18 protein-coding genes are annotated in these 19,782 nt (G+C 36.1%); 7 read left to right on the top strand and 11 right to left on the bottom strand.

What is annotated here, in order from left to right; translation table 11 throughout:
* Positions 1-92 precede the first annotated feature (92 nt).
* Complete coding sequence (locus tag BW936_RS14980) at positions 93-389, top strand: isoamylase early set domain-containing protein (protein WP_076549616.1); 297 nt, start codon at positions 93-95, stop codon at positions 387-389.
* Between the two features lie 72 nt (positions 390-461).
* Here the strand turns inward: BW936_RS14980 and egtD are convergent, their stop codons facing one another.
* The 7 genes from egtD to BW936_RS14945 all read right to left on the bottom strand — a co-directional run bounded on the left by egtD (position 462) and on the right by BW936_RS14945 (position 7,610).
* Positions 462-1,430: an L-histidine N(alpha)-methyltransferase gene (gene egtD, locus BW936_RS14975; RefSeq protein ID WP_076549613.1), complete on the bottom strand. Its 969-nt coding sequence runs from the start codon at positions 1,428-1,430 to the stop codon at positions 462-464.
* A gap of 16 nt (positions 1,431-1,446) precedes the next feature.
* Positions 1,447-2,607: an ergothioneine biosynthesis protein EgtB gene (gene egtB, locus BW936_RS14970; RefSeq protein ID WP_076549610.1), complete on the bottom strand. Its 1,161-nt coding sequence runs from the start codon at positions 2,605-2,607 to the stop codon at positions 1,447-1,449.
* A 71-nt stretch (positions 2,608-2,678) separates the two neighbouring features.
* Positions 2,679-3,503: a thymidylate synthase gene (locus BW936_RS14965; protein WP_076549607.1), complete on the bottom strand. Its 825-nt coding sequence runs from the start codon at positions 3,501-3,503 to the stop codon at positions 2,679-2,681.
* Positions 3,504-3,669: 166 nt separating this feature from the next.
* Positions 3,670-4,992, bottom strand: a complete 1,323-nt coding sequence (locus tag BW936_RS14960) for a NupC/NupG family nucleoside CNT transporter (protein ID WP_244156243.1) — start codon at positions 4,990-4,992, stop codon at positions 3,670-3,672.
* A gap of 156 nt (positions 4,993-5,148) precedes the next feature.
* The gene (locus tag BW936_RS14955) at positions 5,149-5,778 is read right to left on the bottom strand and encodes a bifunctional nuclease family protein (RefSeq protein WP_076549602.1); all 630 of its coding nucleotides are present in this window, start codon (positions 5,776-5,778) and stop codon (positions 5,149-5,151) included.
* Between the two features lie 85 nt (positions 5,779-5,863).
* Complete coding sequence (locus BW936_RS14950) at positions 5,864-6,832, bottom strand: electron transfer flavoprotein subunit alpha/FixB family protein (RefSeq protein ID WP_076549599.1); 969 nt, start codon at positions 6,830-6,832, stop codon at positions 5,864-5,866.
* Positions 6,833-6,869: 37 nt separating this feature from the next.
* Positions 6,870-7,610, bottom strand: a complete 741-nt coding sequence (locus tag BW936_RS14945; RefSeq protein WP_076549596.1) for an electron transfer flavoprotein subunit beta/FixA family protein — start codon at positions 7,608-7,610, stop codon at positions 6,870-6,872.
* Positions 7,611-7,784: 174 nt separating this feature from the next.
* Between BW936_RS14945 and BW936_RS14940 the strand changes: the two genes are divergently transcribed.
* From BW936_RS14940 to BW936_RS14925, 4 genes are all read left to right on the top strand, one after another.
* Complete coding sequence (locus BW936_RS14940) at positions 7,785-8,762, top strand: pyruvate dehydrogenase complex E1 component subunit beta (RefSeq protein ID WP_076549594.1); 978 nt, start codon at positions 7,785-7,787, stop codon at positions 8,760-8,762.
* 106 nt (positions 8,763-8,868) lie between these two features.
* A complete protein-coding gene (locus tag BW936_RS14935; protein WP_076549592.1) occupies positions 8,869-11,370 on the top strand; it encodes a DUF5686 family protein in 2,502 nt (833 codons plus the stop codon).
* Positions 11,371-11,442: 72 nt separating this feature from the next.
* Positions 11,443-11,970, top strand: a complete 528-nt coding sequence (locus BW936_RS14930) for an inorganic diphosphatase (protein WP_076549590.1) — start codon at positions 11,443-11,445, stop codon at positions 11,968-11,970.
* A 115-nt stretch (positions 11,971-12,085) separates the two neighbouring features.
* Positions 12,086-14,512 carry a sodium-translocating pyrophosphatase gene (locus BW936_RS14925; protein ID WP_076549588.1) on the top strand — a complete coding sequence of 809 codons (2,427 nt, stop codon included), beginning with the start codon at positions 12,086-12,088 and terminating at the stop codon, positions 14,510-14,512.
* A 57-nt stretch (positions 14,513-14,569) separates the two neighbouring features.
* Here BW936_RS14925 and BW936_RS14920 read toward each other — a convergent pair whose 3' ends face one another.
* Positions 14,570-15,274: an energy transducer TonB gene (locus BW936_RS14920; RefSeq protein ID WP_076549585.1), complete on the bottom strand. Its 705-nt coding sequence runs from the start codon at positions 15,272-15,274 to the stop codon at positions 14,570-14,572.
* Between the two features lie 212 nt (positions 15,275-15,486).
* On the opposite strand from BW936_RS14920, the gene BW936_RS14915 reads away from it, so the two are divergent.
* Positions 15,487-16,512, top strand: coding sequence for an App1 family protein (locus BW936_RS14915; RefSeq protein ID WP_317042898.1), 1,026 nt, complete (start codon positions 15,487-15,489; stop codon positions 16,510-16,512).
* Positions 16,513-16,515: 3 nt separating this feature from the next.
* Here the strand turns inward: BW936_RS14915 and BW936_RS14910 are convergent, their stop codons facing one another.
* The 3 genes from BW936_RS14910 to BW936_RS14900 are packed head-to-tail and all read right to left on the bottom strand — an operon-like array spanning position 16,516 to position 18,717.
* A complete protein-coding gene (locus tag BW936_RS14910; protein WP_076549575.1) occupies positions 16,516-17,118 on the bottom strand; it encodes an aminotransferase class IV in 603 nt (200 codons plus the stop codon).
* A complete protein-coding gene (locus BW936_RS14905; protein ID WP_076549574.1) occupies positions 17,102-18,076 on the bottom strand; it encodes an aminodeoxychorismate synthase component I in 975 nt (324 codons plus the stop codon). Before BW936_RS14905 ends, BW936_RS14910 begins: the two co-directional genes overlap by 17 nt.
* A gap of 26 nt (positions 18,077-18,102) precedes the next feature.
* Positions 18,103-18,717 carry a deoxynucleoside kinase gene (locus BW936_RS14900; protein ID WP_076549572.1) on the bottom strand — a complete coding sequence of 205 codons (615 nt, stop codon included), beginning with the start codon at positions 18,715-18,717 and terminating at the stop codon, positions 18,103-18,105.
* A 193-nt stretch (positions 18,718-18,910) separates the two neighbouring features.
* Between BW936_RS14900 and BW936_RS14895 the strand changes: the two genes are divergently transcribed.
* Complete coding sequence (locus BW936_RS14895; RefSeq protein WP_076549570.1) at positions 18,911-19,765, top strand: GLPGLI family protein; 855 nt, start codon at positions 18,911-18,913, stop codon at positions 19,763-19,765.
* Positions 19,766-19,782: the final 17 nt, after the last annotated feature.

The following is a 19,782-nucleotide window of genomic DNA, read 5'->3' as shown; positions in this document are numbered from 1 at the left end:
GATAAATATTAAGGATTTGATAAAAATTTCTTAAGTATTGGAAATGAGTATTTTATTATACTAGTTTTGTCTTAAATATTAAACTTAATATCATGGCAATTGCGAAAAAATATTTAAAAACTAAGCCAGTATGTAAGGTTACTTTTACGGTGCCTACAGACGATGCAAAAAAAGTAGCTGTAGTAGGTGATTTTAACAATTGGAACGCTAAAAAAAGCGCACTTAAGAAGCAGAAGAACGGTTCTTTTAAAGGAACATTTGATCTTCCAAAAGAGACTACTTTTGAGTTCAAATATATTGTTGACGGAGAATATGTAAATGAAGGAGAAGCTGATCGTTACCAGTGGAATGATTTTGCTGGTTCTGAAAATGCAGTTTTAGAGTTGTAAAAAATAACTTTTAGATATACTAAAAGGGCCTGCAATTTTTCAATGCAGGCTTTCCTTTTTTAGGTTTACGTATTAGGCTTTTTTAAAAACACAGTTTTTATAGCCATATTCTTGAGATTTGTATTCGGTCATCATTTTTAACCCAGATTGTTCGGCTAACCAAGTAATAATTTTGTCATCGTATTTCTGAGAAATTTCAGTGTGTATGGTTTCCCATTGATTGAAATTAACCGTTAGGTCAAGTCTGTCAACTCTTACCGTTTGTTCAATTTTTGATACCAAGTAGCTCTTTGCAGATCCTGTTTCTGGATTGTATACTTCCCAATGTAAAAATTGATCTAAGTCAAAATTTGCATTAAGTTCTGTATTTATTCTTGCGAGTACGTTTTTGTTGAATGCTGCCGTGACACCTTCTTGATCATTATATGCATCCAATATGGTTTGCGGGTTTTTCTTCTGATCAAATCCCATAAAAAGCAAGTCGTTCGGTTGCATTAATTTTTGAATGTTAGTCATAAAATCAACAGCTTGGTCGTGTTCTAAATTGCCAATATTGGACCCTAAGAACAAAATTATTTTTCTGTTCTTACGGTTGTTTATTTTTTTTAACGCGTTAAAGTAAGTGCCTTGAACGGGTTGAATATTAATTTTTGGTAGTTCTTTTTCAATAGAGTTGTGAAGTTGGTTTAGCGCATTGTCGCTAATGTCAATTGGGACATATGTAAAATCAATCTTCTTGTCACTGAATTCTTTTAGCAAGATTTTGGTCTTTTTGCCATCTCCTGCACCAAGTTCTATTAAATCAAAAGAGCCAAAACCTGTAAATAATTCGGTAATTTCCTTTTTATTGGTTTCAAGAATTTCATACTCACAATCAGTAAGATAATAGGTTGGCATTGCCATAATGTCTTGAAAGAGCTTATCGCCTTTTTTATCGTAGAAATATTTAGAAGATAGATGTTTAGGAAAGTCGGTTAAACCGGAATAAACTTCTTTTTCAAATTCAGTTGAAACAACTGGTGCTGTTTTAGTGTCTTGCATAATCAGTATGTCGTTGTTATTTAGCTAATCTTATTCCTGTAAATTGCCATTTTAAATCTGTTGGAAAAAAATTACGATAGGTGTGCCTGGCATGATTAATAGGTGTAGCTACGGAACTTCCTCTAAGTACTTTCTGGTTGACCATGAACTTGCCGTTGTATTCGCCTAATGCACCATCCGCTTTTTTATAGTTTGGGTAGGGCAAATAGGCACTTTCTGTCCATTCCCAGCGTTGGCCCCAATTAAATAGGTTTTGCGCAGCTTCCCATTCAAATTCAGTGGGTAGACGGCATTCTTTATATTGGGCAAAGGCGAATGCTTCAAAATAAGAAATATGGGTAACAGGAGCTTGTAGGTCAACTTCGGATAACCCATTAAGGTTATAGTAATGCCAAATTCCATCAATTTCATGCCAATATAATGGCGCGTTTACATTATTTTGCTGCACCCAATCCCAACCTGCGGCATGCCAAAGATCAAAACGTTTGTAACCCTCTGCTTTTATAAACTCAATATATTCGGCATTGGTAATAAGTTTGTTTGATATTTGATATTTATGAAGGTATACTTTGTGTTTTCCTAATTCATTGTCAAAACAAAAGTCTGCAGAATCATGGCCTATTTCATATATGCCTTCACTCATACCAATCCATTGTTGGGCATCTTTCTCAATGGTAAATTCTTCAAAAGTGTCTGAGTATTTAGGTAATAGCGGGTTGTTGCCAAGAATATATTTAATATCTGTTAGTAATAATTCTTGATGTTGTTTCTCGTGATGAATTCCTATTTCAAGAACTTCTAATAGAGTTTGTTCATTGTTGGATTCTAGCAATTTGTTCATTGCTTGGGTCACGTAATTACGGTATTCATATACCTTTTTTACCGATGGTCTTGATAGATTACCACGATCGGAACGTACAACACGTTTGCCAACGGTTTCATAGTAACTATTGAACACAAAAGAGAAATCTTCGTCAAAAATTTGATAGGACTTATCATATGTTTTTAGAATAAATTCTTCAAAAAACCAAGTAGTATGGCCTAAGTGCCATTTAGGAGGAGAGACGTCAATGATAGGTTGTACCACATAATCTTCAATTTCTAGAGGACTGCAAATAGCCTCGGTATGCTCTCTGGTTTCTAAAAAGAAATCTATGAGCGTATCAGTACTAACCATGAAAACAATTTTATTGTAAGATAAATAAAATTGAGCAATAGCATTTAATTCAATAAATTAAGAAATTGATACTATACGGCTACTTTCCCTTTTATATGAGGATGCGGATTATAATCTTCCAGCGAAAAATCTTCGAATTTAAAATCAAAAATATCTTTCACGTCAGGATTTATTTTCATTTTTGGCAGTGCTCTAGGTTCTCTGCTTAACTGTAGTTCAACCTGCTCCAAATGATTGTTGTAAATATGTGCATCACCGAAAGTATGAATAAAATCACCAACTTTATAACCACAAACTTGAGCCATCATCATGGTAAACAAAGCGTAAGATGCAATATTAAATGGTACGCCTAGAAAGATATCTGCGCTACGTTGGTATAGCTGGCAAGATAGTTTACCGTCTGCAACATAAAATTGAAAGAATGCATGGCAGGGTGGTAAAGCCGCTTTACCGTTAGCTACATTCTCAGAGAAAGACATTGAAGTATCTGGCAAAACGCTAGGGTTCCATGCGGAAACTAACATTCGTCTACTGTTAGGATTTGTTTTTAAAGAATGAATAACCTCCTTGATCTGGTCAATTTCATCATTGTTCCAGTTACGCCATTGATGACCATAAACCGGGCCAAGATCTCCATTTTCATCTGCCCATTCATTCCAAATACGAACACCGTTCTCCTGTAAATACTTAATATTGGTATCCCCTTTTAAAAACCAAAGTAGTTCATGAACTATAGATTTTAAATGTAATTTTTTGGTGGTTACCATGGGGAAACCTTCACTGAGGTCAAAACGCATTTGATAACCAAAAACACTTTTGGTTCCTGTTCCTGTACGGTCACCTTTTTGGTTTCCTTCAGCTAATACGTGATGAAGTAAGTCGTGGTATTGTTTCATATGAATAGAGTTCCCTGAGTCCTTTGCGTAGTGCTCTTACGGAGTAATTATTTATGTTAGAACAAAAATAAAGAAAGATGCTGTTTTAAACAGCAGAATAACTTCTCAGTTATCAATAATTATTAACGTAGTACCTAGAATTCTCCCTTAGGAGACTAGGGGGCGTTTACCCTAAAATCATACCGGCAATAGTAGCCGAAAGTAATGAGGCTAATGACCCGCCTAATACCGCTTTCATTCCAAATTCAGATAAGGTTTTTCTTTGACCTGGGGCAAGTGATCCAATACCACCAATTTGAATACCTATAGATGCAAAGTTTGCAAAACCGCATAACATATAAGTTGCCATAATTACCGACTTGTTAAACTTTAGATGTGGTAATGTACTTAGGTCTTTGAGTTCTGCTAGCTGTATGTAGCCAACAAATTCACTAGCAACCAGCTTAATGCCTAGTAATTGTCCCATGAGCATAATGTCATCATTTGCTACGCCAATTAACCACATTAAAGGAGCGAAAATTGTTCCTAAAATTGCTTCTAGTGAGAATTTGGAGTAAGAGGTGTTTTCGGCTATCCAATTATTTAAGTGAGTTAAATCTCCTGCCCATTCTAAAATACCGTTAACCATGGCAATAATGGCAACAAATACCAAAAGCATGGCGCCAACATTAACGGCAAGTTTTAAACCTTCTGTGGTACCGTTTGATATAGCGTCCAATACATTAGCTCCAATTTTTTCGGAAGAAACGTGAACGTCGCTATTTACTTCTTCGGTTTGTGGATATAATATTTTAGAGATAACAATTGCGCCGGGAGCAGCCATGACAGATGCCGCTAAAAGATGTTTTGCAAATACCAATTGTAACAATTCGTCCTCACCTCCTAAGAATCCTATATAGGCAGCCAGCACGGCACCGGCAACTGTTGCCATACCACCGATCATGACCAAAAGGATTTCTGACTTGGTCATTTTTTCTAAGTATGCTTTAATTAACAGGGGGGCTTCTGTTTGTCCAAGAAAGATGTTCCCGGCAACAGAAAGGCTTTCTGGTCCTGAAATTCCTAATGTTTTAGAAAGCGCCCAAGCTAACCATTTTACTACTTTTTGAATTAACCCTAAATAAAACAATAAAGAGGTTAGGGCAGAGAAGAATATAATGGTTGGTAGCACTTGAAAGGCAAAAATATAACCAAAAGTACTTGTGTCGACCACTAGACCTTCAAAAAGGAATTTACTGCCTGCACGTGTAAACTCTAAAATACTGACAAATATTTTTCCTATTTGCTCAAAAACCAATTGTACAAAAGGAACTTTAAGTACACCGATGGCAATTACTAATTGAAGAGCGAGACCTATGCCCACTGTTTTCCAGTTAATGGCTCTTCTGTTAGAACTGAATAGAAATGCTAAAAAAAGTAAGACTGCCATACCTAGAATACCTCTCCCAAGACTATTGAAAGAAAAACCTTCGTTAGCTTCCATCCCCATAACACTAGCAGTTGCGGCAGCATCGACTAAAGTGGTGTCAACTGTATTTTCTAAAGGTTGAGATACGTCTACGTTTTGAGCAAAAGTAAATGAGGTAAGAATTAGTGCAAAAAATAGCAACCATTTGCCCTTTTTCATAAACTGTAAATTTAATGTTTAGTTGCGTTTAGAGATTTCATCTCTCAGTTTTGCCGCTTTTTCGTAGTCCTCGTTGCTGACTGCTTTTTTTAATTCTGCTTCTAGTTCGCTTAAAGTGAGTTCTTTATATCCGTCTGTAGCGCCTGAATCTATTTCTATGGTTTCACCTTCTTGTAATATTTCATCGACCATAATACTGTCATCACTGTCCTTTTGGTCTTTCTCTTTAGATGAAAACTTTAAAAAAATACCAGCTTTGTCCAGTATGGTTTTATACGTAAAAATAGGAGCGTTGAAACGCAGGGCCAAGGCAATGGCATCACTAGTTCTTGCGTCTATGATCTCTTCAATTCCATCTCTCTCGCAAATGATACTAGAATAGAAAACACCATCTACCAATTTGTGTATAATCACCTGTTTGATAACAATATCAAACCTATCGGCAAAGTTTTTAAAGAGGTCATGTGTAAGTGGTCTTGGCGGTTTAATCTCTTTCTCTAAGGCAATAGCAATAGATTGAGCTTCAAAAGCGCCAATTACAATAGGTAACTTTCTATCGCCTTCAACTTCGTTCAAAATAAGTGCATATGCACCATTCTGGGTTTGGCTGTAAGAGATACCTTTTATTTTTAATCGTACTAGACTCATAGATTTTCAACTAAAAAAAGGCTGTTCGAATACTTGGGCTACAACTATCCGAACAGCCCTTTAAGGGGCACAAAATAACAAAAATTTAACCGTTTTGTGCCTTAAAAGCCTTTAATTTTTCAATCAATTGAGGAACTACTTCAAAGGCGTCTCCAACAATTCCGTAATCTGCTGCCTTAAAAAATGGTGCTTCTGGGTCATTATTAATAACAACTTTGGTTTTTGACGCACTCACACCTGCTAAATGTTGAATGGCACCAGAAATGCCTATTGCAATGTAAAGATTGCTTGCTACAGGTTTACCTGTTTGTCCTACGTGCTCACCATGAGGTCTCCACCCTAGGTCGGATACCGGTTTGGAACAAGCAGTTGCAGCACCTAATACATCGGCTAACTCTTCAATCATTCCCCAGTTTTCTGGACCTTTCATTCCTCTACCTGCGGAAACAACGATATCGGCATCTGCAATAGTAGCCTTGCCAACAACTTTATCTATTTCAAGAGATTTGGTGTCGTTGGTCGTAGCGTCTGTCGTGGCGTCTATTTCATCAACAGAAATAGCTGTTTTGTTTTCATGAGCACCAAAAGCATTATTGGATACTCCTACTATTTTAATATCGGTATCTATTTGGGTGTGTGCAAAACCTTTGTTACTGAAAACGGTTCTTTTTACCGTAAACGGCGAAGTGCTATCTGGAGCCTGCACTACGTTAGGTGCGTAACCTGCAGATAATTTTGCAGATAATAATGGTGCTAAATACTTCGTATCCGTGCTAGAGCTTAAAATAATCACTTTTGCTTCTGTGCTCTTAACGGCTTCGGCAATGGAAGAGGCATATGATCCAGCATTAAAAGTTGCTAGGGCATCATCTTTTACGTTGATTACTTTTGAAACTCCGTATTCACCAAGCGATTCGTTTTCAGTACTATTGAAAGCAATAGCGGTAACTGTGGTACCCATCATTTGGGCAACTGCAGAAGCGTAAGAGGCAACCTCGTACGCATTCTTTTTAAATTTTCCTTGTTCTGATTCTGTATATACTAAAACTGACATTTTTTTTGTTTTTAATGATTACCTATTATTTAGGTTATTAAATGACTTTGGCTTCATTATGCAATAGATCAACCAATTGGTCTACACTGTCGGCAAGTTTAACTTGACCTTTTGGAGCCGGTTTGTCGAATTTCTTGTCTTCGGTAGCTTTTATAGCGTCTATAGGTTCAACAACTGTTAGCGCTTTCTTTCTCGCCATCATAATACCTCGCATATTGGGAATACGAAGATCACTTTCTTCTACAAGACCTTTTTGACCGCCTACTACTAAGGGTAGGGCGCTGCTCAATTTTTCTTTTCCGCCATCAATTTCTCTGACCGCAGTAACATTATTTCCGTCAATTTCAAGATTAATACAAGAATTGATAAAATTCATATTTGTCAAAGAAGCTAAGATTCCTGGTACCATTCCGCCGTTGTAATCAATAGATTCTCTACCGCCAATAACTAAATCGTAACTACCGTTTTTAACAACTTCTGCCAATTGTTTGGCAACGGAAAATCCGTCTGTAGGTTCCGTATTAATTCTAAAAGCTTCATCAGCGCCAATGGCAAGTGCTTTACGCATTGTAGGTTCAACACTTGGGCCGCCAACAGTAGCAATATGTACTATGGCACCTTGTTTTTCTTTAAACCACATAGCTCTTGTTAATCCAAATTCGTCGTTCGGGTTAATTACAAACTGTACACCATTGGTGTCAAATTTGGTGTCGCCATCCGTAAAGTTTATTTTGGATGTGGTATCTGGAACATTACTTATACAAACTAATATCTTCATGAGTAAAAAACTTTATATCAATGGTTACGAAGATAGCTAATAAAATTCAAATTTACTATGCATGCATAGTAAATTTTATAACTTTTTTTAAATAGGGCATTCTATTTTTTGACATTATATTTCCTATTTTTGCTTGCTTTCTAGCATATAACAAAGAATAATATTTACCATAACATGAAAACACTACAATTTAGGCAAGCAATAGCCGAGGCCATGTCCGAAGAAATGAGGAAGGATGAATCTATCTATTTGATGGGTGAAGAGGTAGCGGAATACAATGGCGCATATAAGGCTTCTAAAGGGATGTTGGACGAGTTTGGTCCTAAGAGAGTTATTGACACTCCAATATCAGAACTTGGTTTTGCAGGAATTGGTGTTGGTTCAACTATGACCGGTAATAGACCTATTATAGAATTTATGACCTTCAACTTTGCATTGGTAGGTATAGATCAAATTATAAATAATGCAGCGAAGATCAGACAGATGTCTGGTGGGCAATTTCCTTGTCCTATTGTATTTAGAGGTCCTACCGCATCAGCAGGTCAATTGGCGGCAACGCACTCACAAGCTTTTGAGAGTTGGTATGCTAACTGTCCGGGATTAAAAGTGGTTGTACCATCTAACCCGGCAGATGCAAAAGGATTGTTAAAAGCGGCTATACGTGATAATGACCCTGTAATTTTCATGGAGTCTGAACAAATGTATGGTGACAAAGGAGAAGTGCCAGAGGGTGACTACACCATTCCGCTAGGTGTTGCAGATATTCGTAGAGAAGGTAAAGATGTTACCATCGTTTCTTTTGGTAAGATTATTAAAGAAGCGGATAAAGCTGCAGATGAATTAGAGAAAGAAGGAATTAGTTGTGAGGTCATTGATTTGCGTACGGTAAAGCCTTTGGACTATGAGGCTATATTAAAATCTGTAAAGAAGACAAACCGTTTAGTAGTTTTAGAAGAAGCTTGGCCGTTTGGTAACGTAGCAACTGAAATTACCTATCATATACAAGCCCATGCGTTTGATTATTTAGATGCTCCTGTTGTTAAGATAAACACTGCAGATACGCCAGCTCCCTATTCTCCTGTGTTATTAGAAGAGTGGTTGCCAAATCATAAAGATGTGATTGATGCTGTTAAAAAGGTTTTATACAAATAAGAATATACTTTTGTAAAGTACCTTAGCTTCTCCGACCAAGTCTGGAGAAGCTTTTTTTATTGGTATGTTATTTGCAAGTAGAATTTTTATTGAACGATGATTGTTAATGAAAGGGATAATTTTCACATTCTTAAGTCTATGTTTTTTCATAGCTCAAGGTCAGACCAAAATAGGTGGTATTGTCGTTGACGAGCAAGGTGAGCCTGTATCCTTTGCCAATGTATTCTTTAAAAGTTCTACTGAAGGTACCATTACCAATGATGATGGTAGGTTCTATTTAGAATCTGAAAATGACTACGCCACTGTTATTATTTCATTTATTGGCTATACGGACTATGAACTTCAGTTAGATGCTAAAGTTGTTTATAATTTAAAGATAACCATGGTAGAGGCTGCAGAGCAGTTGAATGAGGTGGTATTGATAGCGGGTAAACAATCTAAAAAGAACAATCCGGCAGTAGATATTCTACGAAAAATTTGGGCAAAGAAACGTCAGAACGGCGTTAGGCAGTTTAATCAGTATGCTTTTGATAAATATGAAAAAGTAGAATTTGATTTAAATACCATTGATAGTGCTCTGATAAAAAGTAAAATTTTTAAAGGATTGGAGTTTGTTTTTCAAGATTTGGATACGTCTCGTATAACAGGTAAGACTTATTTGCCAATTTTCTTGAACGAGACTTTTTCTAAAGTTTATGGTGATAATAAGCTTAAGGAAGAGAAAGAGGAAGTTTTAGGAAATAAGAATTCAGGCTTTGAAAATAACCAGGCTATTATTGCCTTTGTAAAAGACTTGTACCAAGAGTACGATGTCTATAATAATTACCTGAAATTCTTTGATAAAAGTTTTACTAGCCCGCTATCTAAAACAGGGGTAGATGTTTATAACTACGCACTTAGGGACAGTGCTTTTATAGACAATAAATGGTGCTACAATATTGTCTACTATCCACGCCGTAAAAATGAACTCACCTTTAAAGGAGATTTTTGGGTGAATGATTCTACTTGGGCGGTAAAAAATATTAATCTACAAGTTACCAAAAGCGCCAATATTAACTGGGTAAAAGAAATTTATATTGAGCAAGATTTCGATGTAATGAACGATTCCGTGTTTCTTTTAAAACGCGATTATATGTTGAGTGACTTCAGTTTCAATAAAAAGGAGGAATCTCGCGGGCTATATGGTAAGCGAACAACGGTATATGATAATTACGAGTTTAATAAAGTAAAACCAAGAGAGGTTTATAAAAAAGACAGAAACCCATTAGATGTCACTCAGATTATTAAAGATGATGCCTTTTGGGAAAAGAATAGATTAGAAAGCTTAAATAAGGATGAACAGGGAATATATACCTTACTGGATACCCTTAAAACTGTACCCAAATTTAAAACCTATTACAATTTTGTCAGCATATTGGGTTCTGGATATGTAGAGGTAGATAAATGGAATTTAGATTTAGGTTCTGTTTATGATTTCTTTGGATATAACACTGCAGAAGGTGCAAGAGTTCGGCTCGGGGCAAGAACATACTATGATCAAAATGACCTATGGCGCATAGAGGGTTATACCGCTTACGGGTTCAAAGACCACAAATTCAAACACGGTTTAGCCGGTAAGATGTTGTTAGATAAGAACAGTAGGTTAATAGTGTCTGGTGGTAACCGTAGAGACATAGAGCAGCTTGGTGTTAGTTTAACGGCAACTAATGACGTTTTGGGGCGTAGTATAGCTTCCTCATCATTATTAACGGTAGGAGCGAACAATAGGTTAACGAATATAAATTTAAGTGCCCTCAATTTTGAAATAGAACCATTGACCAATTTAAAACTATCGGTAGGAGGCACTTTTAGAACATTAAGTTCTGCCTTGCCTAATGATTTTAGTTTAGACTATGTAGATCCAGAATCTCCAACAGGGGTGTCTTCAGAAATACGTCAGTTCGATTTTAATGCATTGATGCTGTATACTCCTGGTAAAAAAACAATTGGATTTGGTGTAGAACGCAGAGATGTGAATGATACCTACAGTACTATATTATTGAATTATACCAAGGGAACGAAGGGAGTAATGAATAGTGATTTCGATTACAGTAAACTCCAATTTTCTTATAGCCAACCATGGCAATTAGGTGGTTTTGGTAGATTGTTAAGTACGGTAGAACTCGGTAAAACATTTGGAGAGGTACCTTTGGGATTGTTGAGCGTAGTGCCCGGAAACCAGACATTTTTCTCTAACTATGGTACATTTCCAAATTTAGATTTCTATGAGTTTGTGACCGATACTTATGCGGCAGTTCATTTACAGCATAATTTCAATGGTCGCTTTTTCTCTAGAATCCCGTTTTTAAGAAAATATAATTTAAGGGAAATTGTCGCTATACGTGGTGTATGGGGAGATTTGTCTGATGAAAATATAGCTTTAAGTGCACCGGCAACACTGAATACACCGTTACGTGCACCTTCAGAAAAAATATACTATGAATACTCCTTTGGAATAGGAAACATCTTTAAAATATTTAGATTAGATTTCAATTTTAGAGGAAATTATTTAGAAAATCCCGATGCACGAAAATTCGGTGTAACCGGTACGTTTGGATTTGTCTTTTAATTCGATTAAATTTTACAATTATAACAACTAAGTTACATTTCATAACAAACTATAAATTAAACAACTTTTAATATGGCTGCAGCAAAAGGATTGACCTTTGATGTTTTAATAGAAATTCCGAAAGGAAGCAGGAATAAATACGAATATGATTTCGATTTACATAAAATTCGTTTTGATCGTATGTTATTTTCTTCAATGATGTATCCCGGTGATTATGGATTTATACCTGAAACTTTAGCGTTAGACAAAGATCCGTTAGATGTTTTGGTAATGGGGACTGAACCTACATACCCTATGACGGTAATGGAGGTGAAACCTATTGGCGTATTTCATATGACAGATGAAAAAGGACCAGATGAAAAAATTATTTGTGTACCGGTTTCTGATCCTATTTGGAGTAATAATAATGATATCAGTGATCTAAATCCGCATAGGCTAAAAGAAATAGAACATTTCTTTCAAGTGTATAAAGATTTAGAAGAGAAAAAAGTAGATACAGGTGGGTGGAGCGATGCTGCTAAAGCGGTAGAAATCTACCATGAATGTGTTAAGAGATATGATGATAGCGAGCATAAAGCAAAGAACACTTTTAAGATATAAATAATTTTTACCTTTATTTAAGCCACTTTTTTTTAATAAAAAGTGGCTTTTTTTATTCTATTCTAATTTACTACTTTAGTCGGGCTAATTTAATAACTAACAAACAACTGATTAAATGGAGTCAATGATGATTTACATGCCAATTCTTATGGCATTATTAGGCCTAATTTATATGGGCATTAAAAGATCTTGGGTAATGAAACAACATGCCGGAGATGGAAAAATGAAAGAAATATCAGATTATATTTATGAGGGCGCCTTAGCCTTTTTAAGTGCAGAGTATAAGCTTTTGGCTGTATTCGTGGTCATCGTAAGTGTTTTGCTTGCTATCGTTTCTTTTATAGTGCCTACAACACATATGTTAATAGTTGTGGCTTTTGTTTTTGGAGCTATTTTTTCTGCTTTTGCAGGAAACATAGGAATGAAAATAGCCACAAAAACAAATGTAAGAACAACGCAAGCTGCACGTACCAGTTTACCTAATGCCTTAAAAATATCTTTTGGTGGGGGTACTGTAATGGGGTTAGGCGTTGCTGGTTTGGCAGTATTGGGGCTCACCATCTTTTTTATCATATTTTTTCAATTTTTCATGGGCGGTATTTGGACATCGACTATGGATATGACTATAGTTCTAGAGACACTTGCAGGATTCTCTTTAGGAGCTGAATCAATTGCACTTTTTGCACGTGTAGGTGGCGGTATCTATACAAAAGCGGCAGATGTAGGTGCAGATTTGGTGGGTAAGGTAGAGGCTGGTATTCCAGAGGATGATCCTAGAAATCCAGCTACAATTGCTGATAACGTAGGTGATAATGTAGGTGATGTTGCAGGTATGGGAGCAGATTTATTTGGTTCTTATGTAGCCACCGTTCTAGCGGCAATGGTTCTGGGTAACTATGTTATAAAGGATATGGGAGGTAGTATAACCGATGCCTTTGGAGGTATTGGACCTATTTTATTGCCTATGGCAATTGCAGGTGCTGGTATTATCATATCTATTATAGGTACCATGTTGGTAAAAATCAAAAGTAACGATGCAAAAGAAGCTCAGGTTATGGGCGCTTTAAATATAGGCAACTGGACATCTATTGTTTTGGTTGCTATTTCATGTTTTGCTTTGGTAACTTGGATGTTGCCTGAAACCATGAAAATGGAATTCTTTGGAGAGGGGCTTTTGGAAATATCTTCAATGCGTGTTTTCTATGCCACTTTGGTTGGTTTAGTAGTAGGCGCCGTAATTTCTTCGGTGACGGAATATTATACAGGTTTAGGGAAATCTCCTATTTTAAAAATAGTACAACAATCTAGTACAGGGGCCGGTACAAATATTATTGCAGGCTTGGCTACAGGTATGATTTCTACATTCCCGTCTGTATTATTATTTGCAGGTGCTATTTGGGCATCTTATGCATTTGCAGGTTTTTACGGCGTAGCTTTGGCTGCATCGGCAATGATGGCAACGACTGCTATGCAATTGGCTATTGATGCGTTTGGGCCAATTTCTGATAATGCAGGTGGTATTGCAGAGATGAGTGAGCAAGAGCCTATAGTAAGAGAACGTACAGATATTTTAGATTCAGTAGGTAATACCACTGCGGCAACAGGTAAAGGTTTTGCTATTGCTTCTGCAGCATTAACTTCTTTGGCTTTATTTGCAGCTTATGTAACATTTACGGGAATTGATGGAATCAACATTTTCAAAGCTCCGGTATTGGCAATGTTATTTGTTGGTGGTATGGTGCCGGTTGTATTCTCAGCCTTGGCAATGAATGCTGTTGGTAAAGCTGCAATGGAAATGGTACAGGAGGTTAGACGTCAGTTTAAAGAGATTCCCGGTATTATGGAGGGCACAGGTAAACCGGAGTATGATAAATGTGTGGCAATATCTACCCAAGCTTCCTTAAAAGAAATGATGTTGCCGGGGTTATTGACTATCGGTTTTCCGTTGGTAATTGCTTTCGTTCCAATGTTATTCGGAATGAACAAATTAGCTATTGCAGAAATGCTAGGTGGTTATATGGCAGGTGTAACGGTATCTGGAGTATTATGGGCAATTTTTCAAAACAATGCTGGAGGTGCTTGGGATAATGCTAAGAAATCATTTGAGGCAGGAGTTGAAATTAATGGTGAGATGACTTATAAAGGTTCTGAAGCACATAAGGCAGCTGTAACCGGTGATACCGTGGGTGATCCGTTTAAAGATACCTCTGGACCTTCAATGAACATCTTAATTAAATTAACGTGTTTGATCGGTTTGGTAATTGCACCAATATTAGGTGGTCATGTTGAAGAAGGTGTTGCTATGCTGAATGATCAGCAGAAAGTTTCTATTGAAATGAACGTGGAAAATGTAGATTTAGCGGAGGCTATTGTGACCTATTCTACTACCGTTAATGGTGAATCTGTTGTTGAGCAAGTAGTTTATACTGGTAAAAAGGCAGAAGTGGAAGCTCAATTAACAGCATTTGAAAACGCTACTAATGTAAAGAAAGGGACTGCTACCGAAATAACGATAGAAAAAGTGGAAATCAATAAACAGTAATTGCTCTTTTAATATATGGAAACCATCAGCTTTGCTGATGGTTTTTTTGTTTTATAACTATTGTAGTTTGAATGTGATTGGAATAGCGAAAGAGACTTTTACGGCAGATCCTCTTTGTTTTCCGGGAGTCATTTTTGGTAGTTTAGATAAGATTCTTGCCGCTTCTTTTTCTAGTACATCATGCGGACCTCTTTTTTTTATAGTACCGATGGTGCCATCGTTGTTAATCATGAATGTTGTATTCACTCTACCTTGAATGTTCATTTCTTGAGCTATTTCCGGGTAACGAAAGTTTTTGCGAATATGTTTTTGCATCATGTCATTAAAACAAGCCCTTTTATCTTTTTCATTTTCACAGCCTGGGAATACCGGCACTTCTTCAATAGTAATCCAATTTACTTTTACCTCTTCGGGCTCTTCTATGACCTCAAAATCTGTTGGGTCTACAACTTCGGTGTCTGGTGTTACTTCAATGGCGATAATTTCAGTTTCTTCAAAAGGGTCATCATCTTCAATAATTTCTATTTCAGTTGGTAGAACTGGTGGTTTTGGAGGAGGGGTAACTTCTAATTGAAAAATAGGGGCTTCTTCTTCAATTGAAGGATCAATATCGTTCATGGCTACATCTATATTGTAAATAGGGTCGAATGTTTTCCATTCTAAGGCGGTGTATACCATGCCTAATACTAATAGTAGTCCAATTACGAAGAACATTCCGCTCTTTTTGTTCAGGTCTTTTTGTGGATTCTTTTTTGGTCTCATAATGTTTAAATTTTAAACTTGCGTAAACAAGTAGGGTTCGTATTCATTTCTGTTTGTCTAAAACTATGGTAATACTATAGGTTGTAAAATAGGTGATGAGTTAACGCTGCTTTTGGGTGAGCGAAAGTGATTTTTATTTAAAACAACGGCAGAGAATGGATGGTTATGAAGGGTTAATTGGATAATTCTTGAAATAAAAATTTTAAAGGTTGTTGAAAGAGCGTAATTTTAACGCCATGGGTATTTTTAAGAAAGATAAACTTCAGATTATCAATTTTCAGTCTTACGGTAGTGCTACTCGCTTATATGTAAGAGGTAGAGCTATTGAAGATGAAAATATCGATTTGGATCAGAAGGGTATATTTAATCTAATGAAGAATTCCTGGAAACGCTTTGAAACCGATGAAATCAAACAAGCCCCTTTAAAAATTACTTTTTCTAACGGTGAAACCGTTGAAGGAGTTACGGATAATGATGGTTATTATCTCATTGATGAAAATATAGCCGGACTTCAAAAGCTAGCCAATGAAGAAGGTTGGGTTAATTTTGAACTATCATTTAACGACGCTAATTTAAAAAGGGAGATACTTCTGAAGAATCGATTCCCGGGAGAGATGTTGATACCAAGCGAGCACGCCAAATTTGGTGTCATAAGTGATATAGATGATACCATCTTGCATACAGGCGTGGTGTCTTCCTTAAAATGGAAAGTGATTTTGAATACCATGTTCAAAAGAGCAACAAAGCGTTTACAGTTAGAAGGTGCGTCTGATTTTTATACGAAACTTCATCAAGGAAAAACAGGGGAAGAGGCAAATCCTATTTTCTACGTTAGTCATAGCCCGTGGAACTTGTACAGATACCTTGAACTATTTTTAAAGACTAATAATTTCCCAAAAGGTCCTGTTTTGCTACGTAGCATGGCAAGTTTTAAAATGAGGAAGAAAAGTGATGAAAAGCCACAAAAACAAAAAGAGATCAGTAATTTGTTAAAATCATATCCAGATTTACCATTTATATTAATAGGTGATAGTGGGGAGAAAGATGGCGATATTTACCAAGAAATTTCTACACTTTTTCCGGGTAGAATAAAAGCTATTTACCTACGTAGTGTCAATCACTCTAAACGTATGGCGCGTATTGAACAGTTATTTTCAGATTTTAAAGATATTCCTTTCTTAATGGTCAATAAGACAGAGGAAGCTATAGCACACGCTAAGGAAAACGGATTTATTTAAGAATTATTCCCGTTGTATGTTTGAAACTGGTACCCATCTATTGGCATCAAAATCATTGAGGGCATTGATCAATTGAAAGCTTTCAAAGTTTGACAAGTCTGCCGCTGCAATTCTTTTTTCCGTCACCTTGTTTTCGTCTAATAATCGTGCTCTGCAAGTACCTTCAAGTAAAGGGGTAGAGGGAGTAACAATTTGCCTTCCATCACTAAATAAAATATTAGAATAAGAAGCATCGGTAATTAATCCGTTTTTAACGATCAAGACGTCATGGAGATTTCCGCGTTGTTTAAAAAGTTGGTTTAATTTTTTGCGGTTGTTCCTTTTTACGGGGTATGATATGGTGTCATCACTGAGTAGTTGAAGTGATGTGGGTATGTTATTTTCGTATTCAGAAAAGGAGAATCGCGTACCGTTTTGTTTGTAGCCAATGCGCAATTTATATTTTAGGTCGTGCTCTAAATTTGTCAAGAGTATACCATCGAATAAAGAATAGGTAGGATGGGTTTTATATTGTCGCATATAAGATCTCCTAAATCTAGCTTCGTGATAGTCAGCATTTTTAATTTGACTATTTTCAATACAAACAGATTCAAATAATGGGTACATATATTTTTTCTAAAAGTTCTTGGTATTCTTCTTCCATCTCGCTTAGGTGGGTAATTCCGCCGCCACTTTTGTAAACAAGTTTATCGTTTATTTTTTCTATGAAACGGATGCTTACTGCGCTATCAATTTGTTGTCCGTCAAATACGCCAAAGATCCCGGTATAGAATCCTCTTGGTGAAATTTCCGCATTAGAAATAATTTCTAGTGTTTTCTTTTTTGGTGCCCCGCTAATAGATCCGGCAGGTAATGTTTTAAGCAATAAAGAGGCAAATTTATCTTTCCAGTTTTTAGGTAATTCTCCCTGTATTTCAGTGCTGGTCTGTAGTAGTTCTTGATTTCCTTTTTTAATTTTATCTACAAATCTAAATTTATTGACCCTTACTTTTTTAGCGATCATGGAAAGATCGTTGCGTATAAGGTCTACAATGGTATTATGCTCATACAGTTCCTTTTTGTTAGAGAGTAATAATTCTTCCGCATGGGGAATGTGGCTATTGATCGTACCTTTCATGGGATAAGAAAAAATGCTTTCGTCCTTGATTTTTAGATAACATTCTGGAGAAAAAACAACAAATTTATCTTTATATAAAAGTTTGTATGGGGCATGTGCTTTTTTGTAAATCTCCTCTAAACCTACTGTTGTGTCAAGTACTGTAGGAAAGGTCAGGTTTAATAAAAAACTATTACCGTTGTTTAGTTCTTGTTTTACGGTATTGAACGCTTTGTTATAAACTTCTTTAGAAACAAGTGTTGGTTTTAAATCAAGACTTGGACTTTTAAGCGTTGTTGATGTAAGGTGTTCATCGTTGCCCTTGCCTCTAATGTTAAAATAGATGTTTTGGTTGGCAGCTTCGTCAAAAGTAAAAACCTGTTGTACCGATTTATCAAAATCGATAACGAATAAAAACGGAATTTCATCTTGAAGAAAGCGTGTTACTTTATTTTCAAAATCTTCCAATGGTTTCGTGCGTTGTAAAAATGAACCTAAAATAAACCGTTAATTTGAGCGTCAATTTTATTGAGTATACTTCCTAAATCCTCAGGATTGTCCACGAAATCTAAATCGTCAACATCGATGACCAATAAGTTTCCTTTTTCATACCCATGAATCCAAGCTTCATAACGTTCGTTCAACCGGCTTAGATAGTCAATTGAAATGGTGTTTTCATATTCCCTACCTCTTTTGTGTATTTGCTTTACCAAATTAGGAATAGAGCTGCGTAGGTATATTAATAGATCTGGTGGGTCAACCAAAGTCTCCATCAGCTCGAACAAACTAGAATAATTTTGAAAATCTCTATTGGTCATAAGACCCATAGCATGTAAGTTGGGTGCAAAAATATGCGCATCCTCATAAATTGTTCTATCCTGTATAATTTCTTTACCGCTTTCTTTTATAGATAGAATTTGGCGGTACCTACTGTTTAAAAAGTAAATCTGAAGATTAAAGCTCCAGCGTTCCATTTGATTGTAAAAATCATCTAAATAGGGGTTTTCAACTACATCTTCAAAATGAGCTTCCCATTTATAATGTTTTGCAAGTAATCTGGTAAGGGTTGTTTTTCCTGCACCGATATTTCCGGCAACTGCTATGTGCATAGAATTAAATTAATTAATGGTGTGTTCCTATTCTCAAATAATATTAGACGGTACAAGATACAAGATAACTATAGGAAGTAAAAACAAATTTGCTATATGGCGTGAAAATAATGGTCTTAAAACATTTATTAACAGAAATTGATTAAACCAAACGTAATGGAGAATGTCATACTATGGAATTTAATTGGTAGAGATGATAAGATTTAAGTGGTTTATAGTATTGGTTGCTATTTTATTATGTATTTGTGCACAGGCTCAAGATTTTCAAGGTAAGGCAGTTTACCAGAGTAAAACTCAGGTAAACTTTGATTTTGGTAATAGAAATATACCAGAAGATAGAAAGAAAGCTATAATGAAGCGTATAAAAGAAGCAAATGAAAAAACATTTGTGCTCAATTTTGATAAAACAGCTTCTATGTATAAAGAAGAAAAAAAGCTTGGGATCCCAGATGGGAGAGGAGGTGGTCGTGGTCCGCGCTTTGGAGCTATGACCGGTACTGATGGAGATTTGTATAAGAATATTAAAGATCAGCGGTATTTGATAAAAAATGAATTATTGGGTAAAATATTTTTGATTGATGATGAATTAGAAACCTTAGAGTGGAAAATGGGTAGCGAATCTAAGAAAATTGGCAACTACACTGCCTTTAAGGCAACAGCAACAAAGACTATTAAAAGACCAAATATGAGTGCAATCTTCAGAAGACCGGGTAGGGGAGATGAAAATAAAGATGAGGAGAAAAAAGAAGAGGAATTCAGTATTAAAAAAGTGGAAATTGTAGCATGGTATACTCCAGAAATTCCAATAAATCAAGGTCCTGGCCTGTACTGGGGGCTTCCGGGTTTAATTTTAGCGGTAAATGATGATATTACTACAATTGTTTGTTCAGAAATTACTCTGAACCCTTCTGAGAAAATGGAAATAAAAGCCCCTAATAAAGGTAAAAAGGTTACTCAGGCCAAGTACGATGAAATTTCCCAAGAGAAAATGAAAGAAATGCGAGAAAATTTTAGAAATCGTGGTGGTCGTGGAGGTAGACGAAACTAAAATTAATACTTCATAAT

It is taken from the genome of Maribacter ulvicola, from assembly GCF_900155985.1.
Classification (GTDB): Bacteria; Bacteroidota; Bacteroidia; order Flavobacteriales; family Flavobacteriaceae; genus Maribacter; species Maribacter ulvicola.
Note: the sequence above shows the minus strand (reverse complement) of the source record. Positions and strands in the feature narration are given on the sequence as shown.